The organism is Mesobacillus subterraneus (assembly GCF_020524355.2).
GTDB lineage: Bacteria > Bacillota > Bacilli > Bacillales > Cytobacillaceae > Mesobacillus > Mesobacillus subterraneus_C.
In genome coordinates this window covers 2,536,771-2,558,393 of the sequence record NZ_CP129019.1, presented here as the reverse complement: position 1 = coordinate 2,558,393, position 21,623 = coordinate 2,536,771, and the positions used below count along the sequence as shown (strand labels likewise).

Annotated in this window: 15 protein-coding genes and 3 pseudogenes; 16 read left to right on the top strand and 2 right to left on the bottom strand. The window is 44.6% G+C overall.

What is annotated here, in order from left to right; translation table 11 throughout:
* Window positions 1-45: 45 nt before the first annotated feature.
* From LC048_RS13255 to LC048_RS13215, 9 genes and pseudogenes are all read left to right on the top strand, one after another.
* Window positions 46-990, top strand: a complete 945-nt coding sequence (locus LC048_RS13255; RefSeq protein ID WP_226600550.1) for an aspartate carbamoyltransferase catalytic subunit — start codon at window positions 46-48, stop codon at window positions 988-990.
* On the top strand, window positions 953-2,236 hold the full coding sequence (locus LC048_RS13250) for a dihydroorotase (RefSeq protein WP_226600551.1): 1,284 nt from the start codon (window positions 953-955) through the stop codon (window positions 2,234-2,236). Before LC048_RS13255 ends, LC048_RS13250 begins: the two co-directional genes overlap by 38 nt.
* Window positions 2,233-3,330 (top strand): carbamoyl phosphate synthase small subunit, encoded by a 1,098-nt coding sequence (locus LC048_RS13245; protein WP_306047933.1) that lies wholly within the window; start codon window positions 2,233-2,235, stop codon window positions 3,328-3,330. Before LC048_RS13250 ends, LC048_RS13245 begins: the two co-directional genes overlap by 4 nt.
* Window positions 3,317-6,529 (top strand): carbamoyl-phosphate synthase large subunit, encoded by a 3,213-nt coding sequence (gene carB, locus LC048_RS13240; RefSeq protein ID WP_306047932.1) that lies wholly within the window; start codon window positions 3,317-3,319, stop codon window positions 6,527-6,529. The genes LC048_RS13245 and carB overlap by 14 nt, the downstream gene beginning before the upstream one ends.
* The gene (locus tag LC048_RS13235) at window positions 6,526-7,299 is read left to right on the top strand and encodes a dihydroorotate dehydrogenase electron transfer subunit (RefSeq protein ID WP_226600554.1); all 774 of its coding nucleotides are present in this window, start codon (window positions 6,526-6,528) and stop codon (window positions 7,297-7,299) included. Before carB ends, LC048_RS13235 begins: the two co-directional genes overlap by 4 nt.
* Window positions 7,296-8,238: pseudogene (locus LC048_RS13230) on the top strand (dihydroorotate dehydrogenase). The gene LC048_RS13235 and the pseudogene LC048_RS13230 overlap by 4 nt, the downstream one beginning before the upstream one ends.
* Window positions 8,210-8,926 (top strand): orotidine-5'-phosphate decarboxylase, encoded by a 717-nt coding sequence (gene pyrF, locus LC048_RS13225; RefSeq protein WP_306047931.1) that lies wholly within the window; start codon window positions 8,210-8,212, stop codon window positions 8,924-8,926. The pseudogene LC048_RS13230 and the gene pyrF overlap by 29 nt, the downstream one beginning before the upstream one ends.
* A complete protein-coding gene (gene pyrE, locus LC048_RS13220) occupies window positions 8,923-9,570 on the top strand; it encodes an orotate phosphoribosyltransferase (RefSeq protein ID WP_226600557.1) in 648 nt (215 codons plus the stop codon). The genes pyrF and pyrE overlap by 4 nt, the downstream gene beginning before the upstream one ends.
* 178 nt (window positions 9,571-9,748) lie before the next feature.
* A complete protein-coding gene (locus tag LC048_RS13215) occupies window positions 9,749-10,396 on the top strand; it encodes a VTT domain-containing protein (protein ID WP_226600558.1) in 648 nt (215 codons plus the stop codon).
* A 53-nt stretch (window positions 10,397-10,449) separates the two neighbouring features.
* Here the strand turns inward: LC048_RS13215 and LC048_RS13210 are convergent, their stop codons facing one another.
* Entirely contained in the window at window positions 10,450-12,159 is a 1,710-nt protein-coding gene (locus LC048_RS13210) for an Rqc2 family fibronectin-binding protein (protein ID WP_226600559.1), read from the bottom strand.
* A 21-nt stretch (window positions 12,160-12,180) separates the two neighbouring features.
* On the bottom strand, window positions 12,181-12,339 hold the full coding sequence (locus tag LC048_RS13205; RefSeq protein ID WP_306047930.1) for a hypothetical protein: 159 nt from the start codon (window positions 12,337-12,339) through the stop codon (window positions 12,181-12,183).
* A gap of 134 nt (window positions 12,340-12,473) precedes the next feature.
* Between LC048_RS13205 and LC048_RS13200 the strand changes: the two are divergent.
* The 7 genes and pseudogenes from LC048_RS13200 to priA all read left to right on the top strand — a co-directional run bounded on the left by LC048_RS13200 (window position 12,474) and on the right by priA (window position 21,614).
* Window positions 12,474-15,162, top strand: a pseudogene (locus LC048_RS13200) (calcium-translocating P-type ATPase, SERCA-type).
* Window positions 15,163-15,575: 413 nt separating this feature from the next.
* On the top strand, window positions 15,576-16,451 hold the full coding sequence (locus tag LC048_RS13195) for a YicC/YloC family endoribonuclease (RefSeq protein WP_226600561.1): 876 nt from the start codon (window positions 15,576-15,578) through the stop codon (window positions 16,449-16,451).
* Between the two features lie 56 nt (window positions 16,452-16,507).
* Window positions 16,508-16,772 (top strand): annotated as a pseudogene (remA, locus tag LC048_RS13190) (extracellular matrix/biofilm regulator RemA).
* A gap of 9 nt (window positions 16,773-16,781) precedes the next feature.
* Window positions 16,782-17,396, top strand: a complete 615-nt coding sequence (gmk, locus tag LC048_RS13185) for a guanylate kinase (protein WP_226600562.1) — start codon at window positions 16,782-16,784, stop codon at window positions 17,394-17,396.
* Window positions 17,397-17,621 (top strand): DNA-directed RNA polymerase subunit omega, encoded by a 225-nt coding sequence (gene rpoZ, locus LC048_RS13180; RefSeq protein ID WP_041965989.1) that lies wholly within the window; start codon window positions 17,397-17,399, stop codon window positions 17,619-17,621. It abuts the gene before it with no gap.
* A gap of 370 nt (window positions 17,622-17,991) precedes the next feature.
* Window positions 17,992-19,203, top strand: coding sequence for a bifunctional phosphopantothenoylcysteine decarboxylase/phosphopantothenate--cysteine ligase CoaBC (gene coaBC / locus LC048_RS13175; protein ID WP_226600563.1), 1,212 nt, complete (start codon window positions 17,992-17,994; stop codon window positions 19,201-19,203).
* Window positions 19,200-21,614, top strand: a complete 2,415-nt coding sequence (priA, locus tag LC048_RS13170; protein ID WP_226600564.1) for a primosomal protein N' — start codon at window positions 19,200-19,202, stop codon at window positions 21,612-21,614. The genes coaBC and priA overlap by 4 nt, the downstream gene beginning before the upstream one ends.
* Window positions 21,615-21,623 lie beyond the last annotated feature (9 nt).

Here is a 21,623-nt window from a genome sequence, read left to right as displayed (position 1 = left end):
GAAAACAGGGTGCTTTTTTTCTTGCAAAAAGAAGGGGGATCTTCCATGAAATGGGACTTACTGACTACTTCACAGCTTGATACAAATGAAATACAGGAAATCATATTGGCTGCAAGTGAATTTGCCAAAGGAAAGACCTGGAAGCCAGAAGAAAAGCTGTTCATCTGCAATTTATTTTACGAACCAAGCACTAGAACGAAGTCCAGCTTTGAGATGGCTGAACGCAAGCTCGGACTCGAGGTGATTCCGTTTGAGGTCCAGACTTCCAGTGTACTGAAAGGCGAAACATTGTATGACACTGTAAAAACGCTTGAAGCGATTGGCACCGATGCAGTTGTAATCCGACACGATGCTGACAGTTATTTCTCAGAACTTGAAAAAGGGATTTCGATTCCCATCATTAATGCCGGCGATGGAAAAGGTCATCATCCAACACAATCACTGCTGGATTTAATGACAATCCAGCAAGAATTTGAAAAGTTTACCGGTCTTACAATCACGATCATTGGGGATGTCCTCCATAGTCGTGTTGCGAGGTCCAATGCAGATGCCCTTATGAGACTTGGAGCAAAAGTTGTTTTTTCAGGACCCGAGGATTGGGTGAATCTAAACGAACTCCCTGCTGGCTGCTTCTATAAGCCAGTAGACGATGCAATTGCGATGGCTGATGTGGTCATGCTCCTTCGTGTGCAGCATGAAAGGCATGATGGCAAAATTCTGTTTGATAAGGATGAGTACCACAGAAAATATGGCTTAACGCTTGAAAGAGAAAGGCTGATGAAAAATGGAAGCATCATCCTCCACCCAGCACCGGTCAATCGCGGTGTAGAAATCGCAGATGAGCTAGTTGAAAGTTCGAAGTCACGGATTTTTAAACAAATGGAAAATGGTGTGTACATTAGGATGGCAGTGTTAAAAAGAGCACTAGAAAATAGAAATGGGGGAACGGAATATGTCAATGCTGATCAAAAATGGCAAACTAGTTACTGAAAATGGGTTTGAATCAGTAGATATTTTAATAGAAAACGGAAAAATCACAGAAGTTGGCACTCAAATCTCTGCAGATGCAAAACAAATTATTGATGCTGAAGGTAAGCTGGTGGCGCCAGGATTGGTTGACCTTCATGTCCACCTGCGCGAGCCGGGCGGCGAGAAAAAAGAAACCATTGCTACAGGCACAATGGCTGCAGCAAGGGGAGGCTTCACTACAGTAGCTGCAATGCCGAACACAAGACCTGTTCCGGACTCAAAGGACCAAATGGAATGGGTTCAGAGAAAAATTGACGAAACAGCTTCCGTTAGAGTTCTGCCGTATGCTTCGATTACGGTCCGCGAGCTTGGAGAGGAGCTCACTGATTTCGCAGAACTAAAAGCAGCCGGAGCCTTTGCCCTGACTGATGACGGTGTGGGAGTCCAGTCAGCAGGAATGATGCTTGAGGCAATGAAAAGGGCAGCAAAGCTTGATATGGCAATCGTCGCTCATTGCGAAGACAATACATTGATTAATAAAGGCTCTCTCCATGAGGGAAGAAAAGCTTCTGAACTGGGAATTAACGGAATTCCGTCAGTGTGTGAATCTGTACATATAGCAAGGGACATTTTGCTCGCGGAAAAGGCAGACTGCCACTACCATGTTTGCCATATCAGTACGAAGGAATCCGTCAGGGCAGTAAGGGACGCAAAAAGATATGGCATAAAGGTCACTGCAGAAGTAACTCCACATCATTTGCTTTTAGATGAAGATGACATTACTGGAAATGATGCCAACTATAAAATGAATCCACCGCTAAGGAGCAAGGCTGACCACGAGGCGTTGATTGAAGGACTGCTTGACGGGACGATCGATTTTATCGCAACTGACCACGCACCCCATACTAGTGAGGAAAAAGAAGAGGGAATACAGCTTGCACCTTTCGGGATTGTCGGACTTGAAACAGCATTCCCGCTTTTATATACGCATATGGTCGAAACAAACATCATTACTTTAAAACAATTGATTGAATTTTTGACTGTAAAACCAGCGAAAGCCTTCGGATTACCTTATGGAGAGCTAAAAGCTGGAGCGCCGGCGGATGTGGTATTGATTGATCTTGATGAAGCAAAGGAAATCAATCCAAGTGAATTTTTATCAAAAGGAAAAAATACACCATTTTCAGGATGGAGCTGCAAGGGATGGCCTGTTCTGACGATTGCTGAAGGAAAAATAGTCTGGGAAAAGGGAGTTGTGACAGCATGAAAAAACAGTTGATTTTGGAAGACGGCACAGTTTTTGTTGGAGAAAGCTTTGGAAGTGATGCGGCGAGCGTTGGGGAAGTTGTTTTCAACACAGGAATGACCGGCTACCAGGAAATTCTTTCTGATCCATCATACTGCGGGCAAATTGTGACGCTGACCTATCCGTTAATCGGAAACTACGGTATCAACAGGGATGACTTTGAATCGATCAGCCCTGCGGTCCAGGGTCTCGTCGTAAAGGAAAATGCTGAATATCCATCCAATTGGAGATCAGAACTGTCTTTGGACGCTTATCTTAAAATGAAAAACATCCCGGGCATTGCTGGAATTGATACTAGGAAGCTGACAAAAATCATTCGCAAACACGGAACTTTGAAGGGTTCTATTTGCGGGATTGATGAAAATCCCCAGAAGGTTATTGCAGCTCTTAAGGGCAAAACGCTGCCAACCAATCAAGTAATGGAAGTTTCAACGAAAACTGCTTATCCGAGTCCTGGGAGAGGCCACAGGGTTGTCCTTGTTGATTTTGGCCTTAAGCATGGAATTTTGAGAGAACTGAAAGACCGGAACTGTGATGTGATTGTCGTTCCTTACAATACCACTGCGAAAGAAATCCTCAGCCTGAGTCCGGATGGCATCATGCTGTCAAATGGACCTGGAGACCCGAAAGATGTTCCTGAAGCAATCGAAATGATCCAGGGCCTACTGGGCAAGGTTCCAATGTTCGGAATTTGTCTCGGCCACCAGTTGTTCGCGCTTGCCTGCGGTGCAAATACAGAGAAAATGAAGTTCAGCCATCGTGGTTCAAATCATCCGGTTCAGGATTTACGAACAGGGAAAGTAGCGCTGACATCGCAAAATCATGGATATACAGTTACTGAAGACTCTATCACGGAGACAGAGCTTGAAGTAACGCACATAGCTTTGAATGATGGAAGTGTCGAGGGCCTTGCCCATAAAACCGCTGCCGCATTCACTGTCCAATATCATCCGGAAGCATCACCAGGACCGGAAGATGCGAACGGATTATTCAACCAATTCCTGGAGCTAGTTGAAGCAGAAAAAAAGGAGGCTATCACAAATGCCAAAGCGTAAAGATGTTAACAGTATATTAGTCATTGGGTCAGGCCCGATCATCATCAGCCAGGCGGCAGAATTCGATTATGCAGGAACACAGGCGTGCATCGCTTTGCGTGAAGAAGGCTACAAGGTAATTCTTGTTAACTCGAATCCTGCTACAATCATGACTGACACGGAAATTGCGGATGTAGTGTACATTGAACCTCTTACTCTAGAGTTTGTGGCAAGGATCATCCGAAAGGAGCGTCCGGATGCCATCCTGCCGACACTTGGAGGACAGACAGGACTTAACCTTGCTGTTGAGCTCGCTAAATCAGGTGTTTTGGATGAATGTGGAGTGAAGATCCTAGGTACAAAGCTTGAAGCGATCAACCAGGCGGAGGACAGGGAATTATTCAGGAACCTGATGAATGAACTCGGCCAGCCGGTCCCTGACAGCGACATCATTCACAACCTTGAAGAGGCCTATACTTTTGTGGAGAGAATCGGATATCCCGTGATTGTCCGCCCTGCTTTTACGATGGGAGGAACAGGTGGCGGTATCTGCAGCAACGAGAAAGAATTGATTGAGATTGTGTCAAGTGGTATTAAAAACAGCCCTGTAGGCCAATGTTTGCTTGAAAAGAGCATTGCCGGGTTCAAGGAAATTGAATACGAAGTGATGCGTGACAGCAATGACAATGCCATTGTAGTCTGCAATATGGAAAACTTCGATCCGGTCGGAGTCCATACAGGAGATTCCATCGTCGTGGCACCGAGTCAGACATTGAGCGACCGCGAATACCAGTTGCTTAGGAATGCCAGTCTGAAAATTATCAGGGCCCTAAAAATCGAAGGCGGCTGCAATGTTCAGCTCGCACTTGACCCTGACAGCTTTAACTATTATGTGATCGAAGTGAATCCGCGAGTCAGCCGGTCCTCTGCCCTAGCATCGAAGGCGACAGGCTACCCAATCGCCAAGCTTGCGGCAAAAATTGCTGTAGGGTTGACACTTGATGAAATGCTGAACCCGGTGACAGGAAAAACATATGCCTGCTTTGAGCCTGCGCTTGATTATGTTGTAACAAAAATCCCGCGCTGGCCTTTTGACAAGTTCGAATCCGCGAACCGTACACTTGGAACACAGATGAAAGCAACCGGTGAAGTGATGGCAATCGGACGCACGTTCGAAGAGTCATTACTGAAAGCGATTCGTTCGCTTGAAGCAGATGTGATCCACCTTTCTTTGAATAATCAAAAAGAAATCAACGATGAATTGATTGAAAAGAGAATCCGCAAGGCTGGAGACGAGAGATTATTTTACCTGGCAGAAGCTATCAGAAGAGGAATCAAAATAGAAACTCTTCACAGCTGGAGCAAAATCGATTTATTCTTCCTTCATAAATTAGAAAGAGTAATAGCTTTTGAGCACGAGCTTGCTGAAAATAAGTTTGACTTTGAAACAGCGAGATTAGCAAAGCGAAAAGGCTTTTCCGATAAGGTCATTGCGAATCTGTGGAAGGTCGAAGAACAGGCAGTATACCAATGGCGGCTTGAAAACAATCTGATTCCCGTTTTTAAAATGGTCGATACCTGTGCCGCTGAGTTCGAGTCGGAAACGCCATACTTCTACAGCACATATGAAGAAGAAAATGAATCTGTAGTGACAGATAGAAAAAGCGTCATTGTGCTCGGCTCCGGGCCAATCAGAATCGGGCAGGGAATCGAGTTCGATTATGCAACTGTTCACTCCGTAAAAGCGATCAAAGAGGCGGGTTATGAGGCAATCATCGTCAATAATAATCCTGAGACGGTCTCTACTGATTTTAGCATCTCGGATAAGTTGTACTTTGAACCGTTAACCATTGAGGATGTCATGAACATTATCAATCTAGAAAACCCAATTGGCGCCGTCGTTCAATTCGGCGGCCAAACAGCGATTAACCTGGCTTCAAAGCTTGTGGACAGAGGAGTGAAGATTCTCGGAACAAGTCTGGAAGATTTGGATCGTGCGGAGGACCGTGATAAATTTGAACACGCACTTTCTAACCTGCAAATTCCTTTGCCGAAGGGAAACACGGCGAAATCAGTCAGAGAAGCAGCGTTGATTGCATCAGAAATCGGCTATCCAGTTCTAGTTCGTCCATCCTATGTACTCGGCGGCAGGGCGATGGAGATTGTTTATAAGGAAGAAGAACTTCTTCATTACATGAAAAACGCGGTCAAAATAAATCCGGAATATCCTGTGCTGATTGACCGTTATTTGACTGGAAAGGAAGTGGAAGTCGATGCGATTTCAGATGGGGAGAATGTACTGATCCCTGGAATCATGGAGCATATTGAAAGAGCTGGTGTCCATTCTGGTGACTCGATCGGTGTCTATCCGCCGCAAAGCCTCAGCGAAGAAATTAAACAAAAGCTAATGAACTATACGATTGAACTTGCAAGAGGGCTGAACATTGTCGGTTTGCTGAATATTCAATACGTCATTGCAAATGAAGAGGTCTATGTGCTCGAAGTGAACCCTCGCTCTAGCCGTACGGTACCATTCCTGAGTAAAATCACGAATGTTCCGATGGCAAAAATCGCTACAAAGGTCATTCTTGGGCAGAGCCTGCCTGAGCAGGGGTACGAAACAGGACTTGTTCCAGAGCAGGATGGAGTTTTTGTAAAGGTACCGGTGTTCTCATTTGAAAAATTACGCCGGGTGGACATTACTCTCGGGTCAGAAATGAAATCAACAGGGGAAGTTATGGGCAAGGATACGACACTCGAAAAAGCTTTGTATAAAGGGATGATTGCTGCTGGTATGAAAATTAAGGAATTCGGCACAGTCCTGCTTACGGTTGCAGATAAGGACAAAGAAGAGACATTGGCACTTGCGAAAAGATTCTCGAACATTGGTTATCAATTGATGGCGACAGAAGGTACAGCGAAATACCTGGAGACTGCCGGTATTAAGGTGAAAACAGTCGGAAAGATCGGATCAGAAGGCTTGAATCTGATCGATGTCATCCGTAAGGGAGAAGCACAGATGGTCATCAATACGCTGACAAAAGGGAAGCAGCCAGAACGTGATGGATTCAGGATCCGCAGAGAATCTGTTGAAAATGGTGTTCCATGCCTTACATCACTGGACACTGCAAAAGCGATTTTAAGAGTCATTGAATCTATGACATTTTCAGCAGATGCCTTAAAGCCGATGGAGCCAGCCAAAGAAGGTGTGCTTTCATGATCAGGCAGGAAAACTGCAAAATAGTCAGCAATAGACAAATTGCAGATAACATCTTTGAACTAGTCCTGGCTGGTGAACTTTCCAGTGAAATGAAACAGGCCGGACAGTTTGTCCATGTAAAGGTGGCCGACGGATTAGATCCCCTTCTTCGCAGGCCGATCAGCATCGCTTCAATCAATGATGGGTCGTTTACGATTATTTACCGAAGGCAGGGGAAAGGAACCTCCCTGCTTGCCGAAAAATCCACAGGAATGACAGTTGATGTCCTCGGACCATTAGGCAATGGCTTTCCAGTAGATGAAGCGGAGCCAGGACAGACAGCTGTCCTGGTTGGCGGCGGCGTCGGTGTTCCGCCCATGTATGAGCTGGCCAAGCAGCTGGCTCGAAAAGGAGTAAACGTCGTTAGCATTATTGGATTCCAGTCATTTGAGTCTGTTTTTTATGAAAAAGAGCTATCAGAATTCGGAGAAGTTTTTGTGGCGACTGTGGACGGGTCTTACGGAAGAACAGGATTTGTCACTGATATTCTTGAAGGATTAGAGGTTCAAGCAGATATTGTCTTTGCTTGCGGCCCGACACCAATGTTGCGGTCAATTGAGAATGGTCAGTATGCACAGAAGACCTATTTGTCGCTTGAAGAACGGATGGGCTGCGGTATCGGTGCATGCTTTGCATGTGTTTGCCATACGAAGGATGATCCAAAAGGACTTCCGTATAAAAAGGTCTGCAGCGATGGACCAGTATTTCAGGCAGGGGAGGTTGTCATATGAGTTCGCTATCAATTCAGCTGCCAGGGCTGAACCTGAAAAATCCAATTATGCCTGCTTCAGGCTGCTTCGGCTTCGGCAGGGAATTCAGCCAGCTATATGATTTGAGTCTCTTAGGGAGCAATCATGATAAAAGCGACGACGCCGGAGCCTCGATTCGGGAATCCAACTCCAAGAGTTGCCGAGACGCCGGGCGGGATGCTCAATGCCATCGGCCTGCAGAACCCAGGCTTAGAAAAAGTATTTAATGAAGAGCTTTCATGGCTTGAGCAGTTTGATGTACCAATCATTGCGAACATTGCCGGTTCAACGGAAGATGATTATGTAAAAGTAGCAGAACAATTATCCGCGGCTCCGAATGTCAATGCCCTCGAACTGAATATATCATGTCCCAATGTAAAAACTGGCGGGATCGCTTTTGGTACGGACCCAGACATGGCCAGGGCACTTACTAGAAAGGTGAAGGAAGTATCTGCAGTGCCAGTATATGTTAAGCTCTCTCCAAACGTATCTGACATTGTCCAGATCGCAAAGGCAGTTGAGGATGGCGGTGCTGATGGGATAACAATGATCAACACTTTGCTTGGCATGAGAATTGATCTTATGACAGGAAAGCCGATCCTTGCGAACAAAACGGGTGGGTTATCAGGCCCTTCCGTGAAGCCAGTCGCCATCAGGATGATTTATGAAGTCAGCCAGCATGTTTCCATCCCGATCATTGGAATGGGGGGGATTCAATCAGCTGAAGATGTCATCGAGTATTTCCTTGCCGGTGCAAGCGCGGCTGCTGTTGGAACCCAGAACTTTGTCGATCCATATATATGTCCGAAAATCATTGAAGAGTTACCGGAATGGCTAGATAAGCTCGGTGCAGACCATATTTCGGAATTAACGGGAAGGAGCTGGAAGAAGAATGAAAGACTCGCTTATTATCGCCCTTGATTTTCCTGGGAAAAGCCAGGTCATGGAGTTCTTGATGCCATTTGAGCAGGAACAGCTGTTTGTAAAGGTCGGTATGGAGCTCTTCTATTCGGAGGGTCCTGCCATCATCGAGGAGTTGAAAAAGCATGGACACCAAATCTTCCTGGACTTAAAGCTTCACGATATCCCCAATACTGTAAAGAGCTCGATGAAGGTGCTGGCTGGACTGGGGTGTGACCTTGTCAATGTACATGCTGCTGGAGGTTCGGAAATGATGGCAGCAGCAATCGAAGGTCTTGATGCAGGCACTTCGGCAGGTCTCAAGCGTCCTGATTGCATTGCGGTCACCCAATTGACAAGTACTTCAGAAATCCAGGTCAATTCTGAACAGCTCATCAGGGTAACGTTACAGGAGTCCGTATTAAATTACGCCGCACTAGCGAAAAAATCCGGACTGGATGGGGTTGTCTGTTCCCCTTATGAAGCCGGGTCCATCCATAGCCAATTGGGTCCGGAATTCTTGACCGTCACGCCAGGTATCCGCCCAGAAGCCAGCAGCCAATACGACCAGAAGCGTACGGCAACTCCTGAGTTTGCAAGAGAACAAGGAATTTCGGCAATCGTAGTCGGGAGGCCAATTACTCGTGCTGCCAATCCGTTTGAAAGCTACCTTAAGATTAAAAATGAATGGAAGGGTGTTTACCAATGAAAAGAGAAATAGCAGAAGCATTGCTAGAAATCGAAGCCGTTAGCTTGCAGCCTGAAGACCCATTTACTTGGTCTTCGGGAATGAAGTCGCCGATCTACTGCGATAACCGACTCACACTATCCTACCCATCTATTCGCAGAAAAGTAGCTGAAGGGCTGAAAAGTTTGATTGTTGAGCATTTTCCAGAGGCTGAAATGATTGCTGGGACGGCTACTGCTGGTATACCTCATGCCGCCTGGGTCAGCGAACTGCTTGATTTGCCGATGAGTTATGTCCGCTCGAAAGCTAAGGGGCATGGAAAAGGAAATCAAATCGAAGGAAAGGTGACCGAAGGCCAGAAGGTCGTCGTTGTCGAGGATCTGATCTCAACTGGTGGCAGCGTCATTGAAGCGGTTGAGGCATTGCGAGAATCAGGCTGCGAAGTACTCGGGGTTGTATCGATTTTTACATATGGATTGGAAAAAGGTACGCAGAAGCTTAAGGCTGCTGATATCACAGCTTATTCTTTAACGGATTTTAATGTACTATCAACTATTGCTGAGGAAAAAGGGATGATCACGGGTGAAAACCAGAAAAGCCTGGTTCAATGGCAGAAGAATCCAGCAGAATGGTTAGCTGTAAAAAGTGATACTTATAAAGTATAAAAAAGAAAAAAAGTTTATTATTTGCGTATCCTTGAATGAGGGTACGCTTTTTTCATGGAAGAGAATACATTAATAAGATAGTATGCGTTTCATTCAGTGGCAAAGCAGCCAATGTATGTGTTTCAATATGATTAGAAAGTTGTTGATTGTATGCCAAGTAGAGGGGACGGTGGAAAGCATGGACGAAATTATTCAAGTGCTGAAAAATATTGATAGTAGTCTCCACTACTATATCGATGAGTTTGGGGCAGCGATTTACATCATGCTGTTTTTGATTGTTTATTTTAAAACGGGTTTTGTCATCCTCACTTTTTTGCCAGGAGATTCAATGGTCTTTGCAAGCGGTACTCTTGCCGCGACCGGAGACTTGAATTTTAAAACCTTGTTTATCTTATTTGCGGCTGCTACGATCCTTGGTGACAGCCAGAATTTCTTGATTGGCAAGCTGTTAAGGAAGTTAAACTCAAAGAAACATTATTTAAACCGTCTAACATCAGATAAATCTATTGGTAAGGCGAAGGATTTCTTGTCTGATTATGGCAAGATAGCCATTTCTGCCTCACGTTTCGTCCCGCTCATGAGAACCTCTGTACCTTTTGTATCAGGGTACACGGGATATGAATTTAGAACATTTTTAAGCTACAACCTTATCGGAGGGCTGATATGGACGACTTTATGGCTGACTGCAGGGCATTTGCTTGGGAATATTGACTGGGTAGTGAATAACTTATTTTTCACCTTATTGATGGTATCTTCTACTGCGTTCATTCCTGCAATCATTGGTTTTATAAAACAATATAAAAAGAAAAAAGAGGCAATCGCCTGAAATGGATATATAATCTAAAACCCGCCTCTAAAATCAAGGCGGGTTTCTTAATGTTACTGTTTCAATTTCAGGATCATATCTTCATCCGGCGTGACGTATACGGTCTGCTGCTGATCGTATATAACAAACCCAGGCTTTGCGCCTGCTGGCTTCTTTACATGTCGCACCTTAGTGAAGTCTACAGGAACAGAGCTGGAATTTCGTGCTTTACTGAAATAGGCCGCAATCTGGGCTGCTTCGAGAATCGTTTCTTCAGATGGCTCTTTGCTGCGGATGACAACATGGGATCCCGGTATATCTTTTGTATGGAGCCATATTTCATCACGTGCTGCGACCTTGTTAGTTAGATAATCATTTTGCTTATTATTCTTCCCGACAAGGAGTTCAGTTCCGTCGGAAGAACTGTATTTTTCTAGAAGCGGCTTAAGGTTTTGTTTGTTTTTATTCCCCTTTTTCTGCCGGGCGCGAATATATCCGCCTTCAATCAACTCTTCCCTGATCTCCTCAATATCCTTTGGGGAAGCGGCTTCAACCTGCTGAAGAAGAGAATCGAAGTAGGTGACTTCAGCTCTGGCTATTTCAATTTGTTCTTTAACAATATTCACGGATTTCTTCGCCTTTTGATACTTTGTAAAGTATCTTTGGGCATTTTCCGAAGGTGTTTTCCGTTGCTCCAGCGGAATTGTGATCGAAGCACCGTCTTCATCATAATAATTAACAACGGTGATTTCCTTCATGCCTTTTTTAGCCATGAAGATGTTGGCGGTCAGTAGCTCTCCATATAATTGATACTGCTCAGCCTTTTTTGCATCTTCAAGAGTCAATTCAAGCTTTATGATCTTCTTCTCATTTTTCTCCTTCTCATTTGCAATCAGGCGCTCCAGATCATTGCCCTGCTGCTTGACGCGGTCACGTTCCGCTTTGCCAAAATAATAACGGTCGAGCAGACTGCTTAGAGATTCAAAGGATTTTGTTTCACCCTTCAAATGTTCAAGCGGAATCAGGTAAAATGCCTCTTTATTGCCACCATTCGTAATGGAAGGCTGGTAGTGGTGTTCTTTGAACTCACTCAACACTGAGATGAAGGCCTTTGGAAGGGTCGTGCGGTTCGCAAGGCCAGCTTTAAACACTATTTCCCTAGCCAATACCGGTGATACTCCAGCAAAACTTGAAACGAGTTGCTTATCGAGTTTGCCTGCATTAAAATCGATGGCTCTTAGTACGTCTTCTTCCTGGGCTTCAAACGGGTTCATTTTCTCCTGTTGCGGAGGCATGACGTATTCTTGCCCAGGCATGATGGCCCTGTGTGTATTCACGGCAAATGATACATGCTTGATGCTGTCTAGGATCATGTTCCTGTTCTTATCGACGATGATAATGTTGCTGTGGCGTCCCATAATTTCAACAATCAGCTGCTTGTATGATATATCGCCGATTTCATTTCTTCCTTTTACGTCAAAAATTATCATCCGGTCAAGTCCGGCCTGCTTGATATCTTCTATTATGGAGCCTTCAAGATGCTTGCGGAGAAGCATACAGAACATTGGTGGTTCGTTTGGGTTATCATATTGCTCGTTTGTAACTTGAACCCTGGCGTAGCTCGGATGAGCAGACAAAAGCAGCTTATGGTTAACTCCATTTGCCCTCACAGCCAGGATCATTTCATTTTTATACGGCTGGTGGATTTTATTGATTCGTCCCCCTTTAAGAAGGAAGGAGAGTTCGTTTGTAATGGCTCTTGTAAACAATCCGTCAAATGACATGTGAAATACATCCTTTTCTATTTATCTCTCGTGCAATTGTATATGTCTGCATCGCTTTTCTAATACTCCAACGCTTGTCGGAGCTGACCAAGGCGCTTCCGCTTTTCTATTGTCCAGCCGCGGCTCCCTAACTCCTCGAGTCGCTTCGGTCCTGACAATGAAGTCAAAGAACGACTTCAATGTCAGGCCCTCCAGCGCTTGTCGGAGTTGGACAGTCGCCTCCGCTTTTCTATAAACATCTTATCATTTTTTTGGACAGGGCTGAATAAGCTTTCTTTAGAGTAGGACAAACAAGGAGGAAGTGTGATGGCCCCATGAAGTTCCATGAGATGAATGAAAGTGAAATAGCTAGTGCCTTAAGAACAGATTTTACAGAAGGATTGGACGAAAAGGAAGTAAAACGCAGAAGTGAACAGCATGGATATAATGTATTGGCCGAGGGGGAGAAACAATCGGCCCTGTTATTATTCTTCAGCCAGTTCAAGGATTTCATGGTACTGGTGCTCCTTGCAGCAACGTTGATATCAGGACTTCTCGGTGAAATGGTCGATGCGATCGCAATCATAGCCATTGTTCTTGTAAATGGCATTTTAGGGTTTTTCCAGGAAAGAAAGGCGGAAAAATCACTTGATGCCCTGAAAGAGCTTTCTGCTCCGCAAGTCCATGCTTTGCGTGATGGAGAGTGGACCAAGATTCCGTCAAAGGAAGTCGTACCTGGAGATATCCTCAAATTTATTAGCGGGGACAGGATTGGTGCGGATATTCGCTTGATTGAATCCAGAAGTCTTGAAATTGAAGAGTCAGCGCTTACGGGAGAGTCGGTCCCAGTACAAAAAAAACACAAGTCCGTTGAGGATTCCTAACCCGGGACTGGGTGATATGGAAAACATGGCGTTTATGGGTACGATGGTGACAAGGGGAACTGGAACTGGTGTTGTTGTTGCGACAGGTATGAAAACAGCAATGGGCCAGATTGCCGATTTGCTCCAGACGGCCGAAACACAGGAAACTCCGTTGCAGCGCAGACTTGAACAGTTGGGAAAGACCCTGATTACAGCAGCTCTTTTCTTAACCCTATTAGTAGTAGGGATTGGAGTGCTTCAGGGGCATGATTTATATACGATGTTCCTAGCGGGCGTCAGCTTGGCAGTGGCTGCCATCCCTGAGGGCCTTCCAGCGATTACAGTGGCATTGTCACTCGGTGTTCAAAGAATGATCAGGAAGAATGCGATCGTCAGGAAGCTGCCGGCAGTGGAGACACTTGGCTGTGCCTCTGTCATTTGTTCTGACAAAACAGGTACAATGACACAGAACAAAATGACTGTCACTCATCTATGGAGTGGTAATAAAACCTGGACTGTCGATGGTGTAGGCTACTCACCGACAGGCTTGTTCTTTCATAATGATAAATCCGTGGATCCGCAAAATGAAAAATCTCTGCAGCAGCTGCTGACATTTGGCATGCTATGCAACCACGCTGAAATGATTGACAAAGATGGTGAATACGCCATTGATGGTGACCCAACTGAAGGTGCTCTGCTGGTTGCCGCAATGAAGGCCGGCTACAAAAGAAAGAACTTGCTTAGCCAGTTTGAAATTGTGAATGAGTTTCCATTCGATTCTCAACGAAAAATGATGAGCATGATCGTGAAAGATCATTCGGGACGTAAATTCGCTGTAGTAAAAGGCGCTCCGGATGTCCTGATTGGATTAAGTGATTCGATCCTTTGGGACGAAAGGCAGCAGCGCCTGACAAAAGATTTGACTGCTAAAGTCCAGGGTGCGATTGACGAGCTGGCTGGCAACGCATTAAGAACGATTGCAATTGCCTTCAAACCGATTCCGCACAACACAGTAGTCCTTCATGAAAATGAAGCTGAAAAAGATCTGGTTTTCATCGGGTTACAGGGTATGATCGACCCGCCGCGTCCTGAGGTGAAGACAGCTGTAAAAGAATGCCGCGACGCAGGTATTAAAACAGTGATGATTACTGGTGACCACGTCATTACTGCCAAGGCAATTGCGAATCAGTTAGGCATTTTAACCAAAGGCAGCAAAGTATTGGATGGAAAAGCGTTATCAGAGATGTCAGTTTCTGAGCTGGAAGATATCGTCGATGATGTCTCTGTTTTTGCACGAGTTTCTCCAGAACATAAACTGAAAATCGTCAAGGCACTGCAAAACAGAGTCCATATCGTTGCCATGACAGGCGATGGTGTAAATGATGCACCTGCGATTAAAGCTGCAGATATTGGGGTGGCTATGGGGATTGCGGGTACAGATGTAGCGAAGGAAGCTTCTTCACTCGTACTTCTGGATGATAACTTTGCCACTATAAAAGCAGCAATAAAAGAAGGTCGGAATATTTATGAAAATATCAGGAAGTTCATCAGATACCTACTTGCTTCCAATGTTGGGGAGATATTGGTCATGCTTTTCGCGATGATCATAGGTTTGCCGCTGCCGCTAGTGCCGATACAGATCCTGTGGGTGAACCTGGTTACAGATGGCCTGCCTGCGATGGCATTAGGGCTAGACCAGCCTGAGGAAGATGTAATGAAAAGGTCGCCGCGCCACCCTAAGGAAGGGGTATTTTCCCGCGGATTAGGCTGGAAAGTCATCTCAAGAGGTTTCTTGATTGGGCTGATGACTTTATTCGCATTCATGATTGTTTATAATAGAAATCCGGATGACCTGGTATATGCCCAGACGATTGCATTTACGACACTCGTGATGGCGCAGCTGATCCATGTATTCGACTGCCGAAGCGAAAAATCAATTTTCGCCCGCAACCCGTTTGAAAACAAATATTTAGTTTGGGCTGTCATTTCATCTTTGGTCATGGTCCTTGCAGTTATTTATTCACCTGTCCTGCAGCCAATATTCCATACCGTTCCAATCCTGGCGGCGGACTGGTTATTAATCATTGGCTTATCGGCAATTCCTACATTTTTGCTTGCAGGAACATTTTTTGCAAGAAAAACAAAGAGAAATATGATATAATCCGTTAGGTAATAGAGAAGGCTCTATTGCCTTTCTTTTTTTCTCAATACTTTCTTGCCGTTACGGCCAAAAGTATTTTGAAGATTAGTTCGTCCTGGACTCGAGATTCCCTCTCGAGGATAGAGCGAGAAAAACGAGTATTAGCGATTACATAAATGAACAAGCCTGTTCCACGGGTATACAGAAAACTCGACTTTTTAGAAGGCTCTTTTCTCAAACTTTGTTGCTATTGACTGCATAATAGGAGTAAATGACCTATGTTACTTCACAAAAATCAAAGATTATTAAGAGAAAAGAGCTAGCATACTTAATATCGAACTACAAAATGGCATTTATCACGTTAAAATCGGCGTTAGGATTTTAACAAACAATTTTACGCAAACAGCCTTATAGCAAGAATGGATGTGTCTGAAATGGTCGTCAGTATGACTGGGTTTGGAAGGAGCAGAGCTGAATCTGAGAGGTTCAGTGTCACAGTCGAGGTGAAAACGGTCAATCACCGTTTTTGTGAATTCCATATTCGCATGCCCCGGCAGCTCTTGAAAACAGAAGAAAAAATAAAGAAGAAACTTGGCGAACACATAAAAAGAGGGAGAGTCGAAGTATTTGTAACTTTGGAGGGCGAAGGCATAGTAAGCCGAAGTGTACATATTGACTGGAAAGCCCTGGACGAATTAGTTCATCACATATCAGAAATTAAAAACAGGTACAGCATAACGGGGGAAATTGAGCTCCGTGATATTGTCAGCAGGGAAGAAATCATCCATATTGAAGAACTAGAAGCTGAAAATGAAGAACTTGAACTTCTTGTTCTTTCTGCCGTTGAGGGTGCAGGCAGCCAACTGGTCCAAATGCGCAGGTTGGAAGGATCAGCACTTGAAAAGGATGTATTGCAGTATATCGAACAGCTCAAAGAGAACATTTCGAGCGTGAACAAGCTGGCACCGAATGTTGTAGAGCAATACCGTGAAAGGCTTCATAAGAAAATGGCTGAACTTATGGATAACCAGGCAGATGAGGATAGAATCCTCACCGAGGTTGCCTTCTTTGCAGATAAAGCTGACATCAGCGAAGAGATTGCCCGGCTTGAAAGCCATGTAAGTCAATTCAAAGATATAGTGAAGACGGATGAGCCGCTTGGCAGGAAACTTGATTTTCTGCTTCAGGAGATGAATCGCGAGGTCAATACAATCGGTTCCAAGGCGAATGATTCAAAAATTGCCAGGGAAGTTGTCGAAATGAAAAGCCTCCTGGAAAAGGTTAAGGAACAAGTGCAAAATATAGAGTAGCGTTTAGAAATGGCCTTTAAAGGTCAAAATAAATAACTGATGATTGGGGGACCATCATGGCTATAAAGCTTATAAATATAGGCTTCGGCAACATTGTTTCAGCTAACCGGATCATTTCAATCGTAAGTCCTGAATCAGCTCCCTATTAAACGGATCATCCAGGACGCACGCGACCGTGGATCATTAATAGATGCTACATACGGCAGAAGGACAAGGGCTGTCATCGTCATGGACAGCGACCATGTCATTCTCTCTGCAGTACAGCCGGAAACGGTAGCGCATCGCTTGAATGACCGTGATGATATTATTGATGAAGGGTAGGACTTATTAATGCAGGAAAAAGGATTGTTAATTGTTCTTTCAGGACCATCAGGAGTTGGCAAAGGCACAGTCCGGAAAGAATTATTTTCCCAGCACGATACAGCTTTTGAATATTCCGTATCCGCGACAACGAGGCTGCCGCGTGAGGGTGAGCAAAATGGAGTGGATTATTTCTTCAAGACAAGGGAAGAGTTTGAGGAGATGATCAGAGAGGACCAGCTTCTAGAGTATGCAGAGTTTGTTGGCAATTACTATGGAACTCCAGTCGAATACGTCCGCGAAACGCTCGATGCAGGAAGGGATGTTTTCCTTGAGATTGAAGTGCAGGGAGCAAGTCAGGTCAGGAAGAAATTCCCTGAGGGACTTTTCATTTTCCTTGCACCGCCCAGCCTTTCAGAGCTTGAAAACCGGATTGTCACTCGAGGCACAGAAACGGAAGATATTATCAAAGGCAGGATGAAAGCTGCAAGAGAAGAACTAGAAATGATGGAATTATATGATTATGTGGTTGAAAACGATCATGTTGAAAACGCAGCCGATCGAGTTAAATCAATCGTGGCAGCGGAACACTGCCGCAGGGAACGCGTTCAACATCGTTATAAAAAAATGCTGGAGGTAGAATAAATGCTTAACCCTTCTATTGATTCTTTAATGACTAAAATTGATTCGAAATATTCATTGGTATCGGTTGCTGCAAAGCGCGCGCGCAGCATGCAGGTGCACATGGATGCTAAATTAGATAAGTATGTTTCTCACAAATTCGTTGGCAAGGCGCTTGAGGAAATCAACGCAGAAAAGCTCCACTTCAAGACAGCAGGAAGCCATGAAGAGTTAAATATCAACGAATAACACCGCGATAACAACCTATTTATTGGGTTGTTATTTTTTTGTTTCATAGGAAGTTATAAAGTAATTTCGTTGCGGAGGCCCTCCGCGCTTTTCAGGGCTGAACAAGGCGCTTGCCTTTTTGTTTTTATAACCTTATGGAGAATAGATTAGATCTATAGGCACGAATCGTGAATTTTTTTAAAAAAGGCTTCATAGCCAATCACAATAATCAAATATAGCGACCCAGTATAGGCTGTCAAAACGTATGGTTCTGTAAATGCGATGGCGATTATATTTAAGTAACTGCCTTGCCTATTTCATGCTTAATCTGTGAAAAAATGTTATAGTTCAATCATAATGAAAGTTTGTTGTAAATTGGGGGTTCTCTGACATGCTGAACGGTAAAAAAATTCTATTATGCGTGACCGGCGGGATCGCTGTATATAAGGGTGCTGCACTGACGAGCAAGCTTACCCAGGCCGGCGCTGAAGTGAAAGTGATCCTGAGTGACTCAGCGGCCAAATTTGTAACTCCGCTCACTTTTCAGGCATTGTCCAGAAGTGAAGTTTATACAGATACATTCGATGAGAAAAATCCTGAAAATATCGCCCATATCCATTTAGCTGACTGGGCTGATTTGATTATAATTGCACCTGCAACTGCCAACATCATCGGTAAACTTGCAAACGGAATCGCAGACAACATGATTTCAACTACACTCCTGGCTGCAACTGCACCGGTATGGGTTGCACCAGCGATGAATGTACATATGTATCAACATCCTGCGGTTCAGAAAAACATGGAGACTCTTAGGAACTTCGGGTATGAATTTATTGAACCGGGTGAAGGGTATCTAGCGTGTGGTTATACAGGCAAGGGCCGTCTAGAGGAGCCTGAGAAAATCGTAGAGCTTGCACACCATTTTTTCAATAATCAGGGAGGGGAGCTTTCAGGAAAAACCTTTTTAATTACAGCGGGTCCTACGAGGGAGAAAATCGATCCTGTCCGTTATCTAACCAACCATTCAACTGGAAAGATGGGGTATGCGTTGGCAGGAGAAGCTGTGAAAATGGGAGCAAGAGTGATCCTAGTTTCTGGGCCAGTCAATCTTGGACCTCCAAGTGGAGTTGAATTGATTAAAGTTGAAAGTGCTGAGGACATGTATCAGGCAGCAATAGCACATTTTGATGAAGCAGATGTTATGATTGGCACCGCAGCCGTTGCGGATTACCGTCCGAAATATATATTTGAAGAGAAAATGAAGAAAAAGGAAGGCGACCAGGCTCTAGAGCTGGAGAGAACGAAGGATATCCTTTATGAGCTTGGTCAAATGAAAAAGGGCCAAGTGATTGTGGGATTCGCGGCTGAAACAAATGATGTCGAAAACCACGCAAAGGGCAAGCTTGCCAGAAAAAACGCAGACATGATTGTCGCGAATAACGTTAAGCAAGATGGTGCTGGATTTGGTGCTGATACAAATATCGTCACCATATACAAAAAAGAGGGGACGCACATCGAGCTGCCCTTAATGCCAAAAGCAGATGTAGCCCGAAATATCCTTTCCGAAGTTCTCCAATTGTTAAAAAAGGACGAAAGCATATGAATATAGCAAGTGTTATTGTCGATGTGCCTGCAAAGCAAACCGACAAAACCTTTGACTATAAAATTCCTGAAAAATACAAAGATGTGATCAAGCCCGGGACAAGGGTGATTGTCCCATTTGGACCAAGAAAGATTCAGGGATTTGTCAGGGACCTTAAGGGAGAGTCCAGTTTTTCGAAGCTGCGGGCAATTATCGAGCCACTTGATTTGGCACCGGTATTGAATGAAGAGCTACTTCAGCTGGGTGACTGGTTGACTGAGCATACATTAAGCTATAAAATCTCCTCTTATCAGGCAATGCTTCCAGCCGCATTAAAGGCTAAATATGAAAAGAAAATTGTGCTGGCAACAGGAACAGAGTTAACCGACATGCCTGAAAATTTAATAGAATTATTCAGAGAAAATAGAGAAATTAATTGGGAGGATGCCGTTTCGAAGGGGCTTATCCAGCAACTCCAAAAAGAGGCGGCATCTGGCAGGGTAGATGTTGTTTACCAGGTGAAGGACAGGGTGCGGAAAAAGCTGCTCAAGCATGTTTCCCCAGCAATCGACCCAGAACATCTGAAGGAGACACGGGACAAACTTCCACCTCAGGCGTCAGGGCAACAATCTGTGCTCGACTTCTTCCTTGAGCATCCGGAACCTGTAGAACAGAGGCTAATACTCACCACTCTTGGAATCTCCCAGGGATCAATTCAATCACTTGTTAAAAAAGGTATCCTGAAAGTGCAAGAGATGGAGGTTTACAGAGACCCATATTCAGAACGAGAATTCGAACGGAAATTTGCTCTGAAACTGACTGTGGAGCAAGAAAAGGCTATTAGCCCGATCCTTTCTTCAATTGAAAAGGATTTGCATGAAGTCTTTCTATTGTATGGTGTAACAGGCAGCGGGAAGACGGAGATTTATCTGCAATCCATCCAGGAAGTCTTGAGTAAAGGCAAGGAAGCGATTGTACTCGTGCCGGAAATTTCCTTAACGCCACAAATGGTGACACGTTTTAAGGAACGGTTTGGTGATTTGGTGGCTGTCATGCACAGCGGCCTGTCGGCTGGAGAGAAATATGATGAATGGCGCAAAATCCAGCGTAAGGAAGTAAAAGTTGTTGTAGGTGCGAGGTCAGCGATCTTTGCTCCATTTGAGAATATCGGCATCATCATCATCGATGAAGAACATGAAACGAGCTACAAGCAAGAAGAGAACCCGAGATACCATGCAAGGGACGTGGCGATCCAGCGGGCTAAAACAAATGCTTGTCCAGTTGTTCTTGGCAGTGCAACACCGTCACTAGAATCATTTGCGCGGGCGCAAAAAGGAAGGTATACTCTGCTATCCCTGCCAAAGCGGATGAACAATCAGGCGCTGCCAACAGTTGAGATTGTTGATATGCGAGAGGAATTGCGGACTGGAAACCGGTCGATGTTTTCGGTAAAGCTTTTTGAAAAGATAAAAGACAGGCTTGAGAAAAAAGAACAGACTGTCCTGTTTTTAAATAAACGCGGGCATTCGTCGTTTGTGATGTGCCGTGATTGCGGATATGTCATGAACTGCCCGCATTGCGATATTACGCTGACATATCACCGGTATAATGAGCAGATGAAATGCCATTATTGCGGCTATGAAGACAGGGTGCCGACTATTTGCCCCGAATGCAATAGTGAGCATATCCGCTATTTCGGGACCGGGACTCAAAAGGTTGAGGAAGAATTGTTAAAACTGATTCCTGAAGCAAGAATTATCAGGATGGATGTTGATACAACCGGCAGGAAAGGATCGCATGAAAAGTTACTGACTGCTTTTCAGGAGGGTCAGGCCGACATTTTACTCGGAACGCAAATGATTGCAAAAGGGTTGGATTTTCCAAACATTACCTTAGTAGGTGTTCTTTCAGCAGATACAATGTTGAATCTGCCTGATTTCCGATCTTCGGAAAAAACATTTCAGCTTTTGACGCAGGTTAGCGGGAGGGCTGGTAGACACAAGCTTCCCGGGGAGGTAGTGATCCAGACATATACTCCGGAGCATTACAGTGTGGAGCTTGCGGGGACACAAGATTACGATCGGTTTTACCAGCAGGAGATGCTGATTCGCAAGGTCCACCAGTACCCGCCATTCTACTATCTATCCCTAGTAACAGTTAGCCATGATGAATTGATGAAAGTCGTATCAGTTACTGAAAAGATCGCAAAATTCATTTCATCAAGGCTTACGAATGAAGCAGTGGTTCTGGGTCCAGTAGCATCACCAATCCCAAGGATCAACGATAGATATCGGTATCAATGTCTGATAAAATACAAAAAGGAGCCAGAACTTAAAGGCGCCTTAAAAACAATACTGGATCATTACCAGCAGGAAACAGGTACAGGAGCGTTACAGATTTCTGTCGACCTGAATCCTTATATCCTGATGTAAAGACTTTTC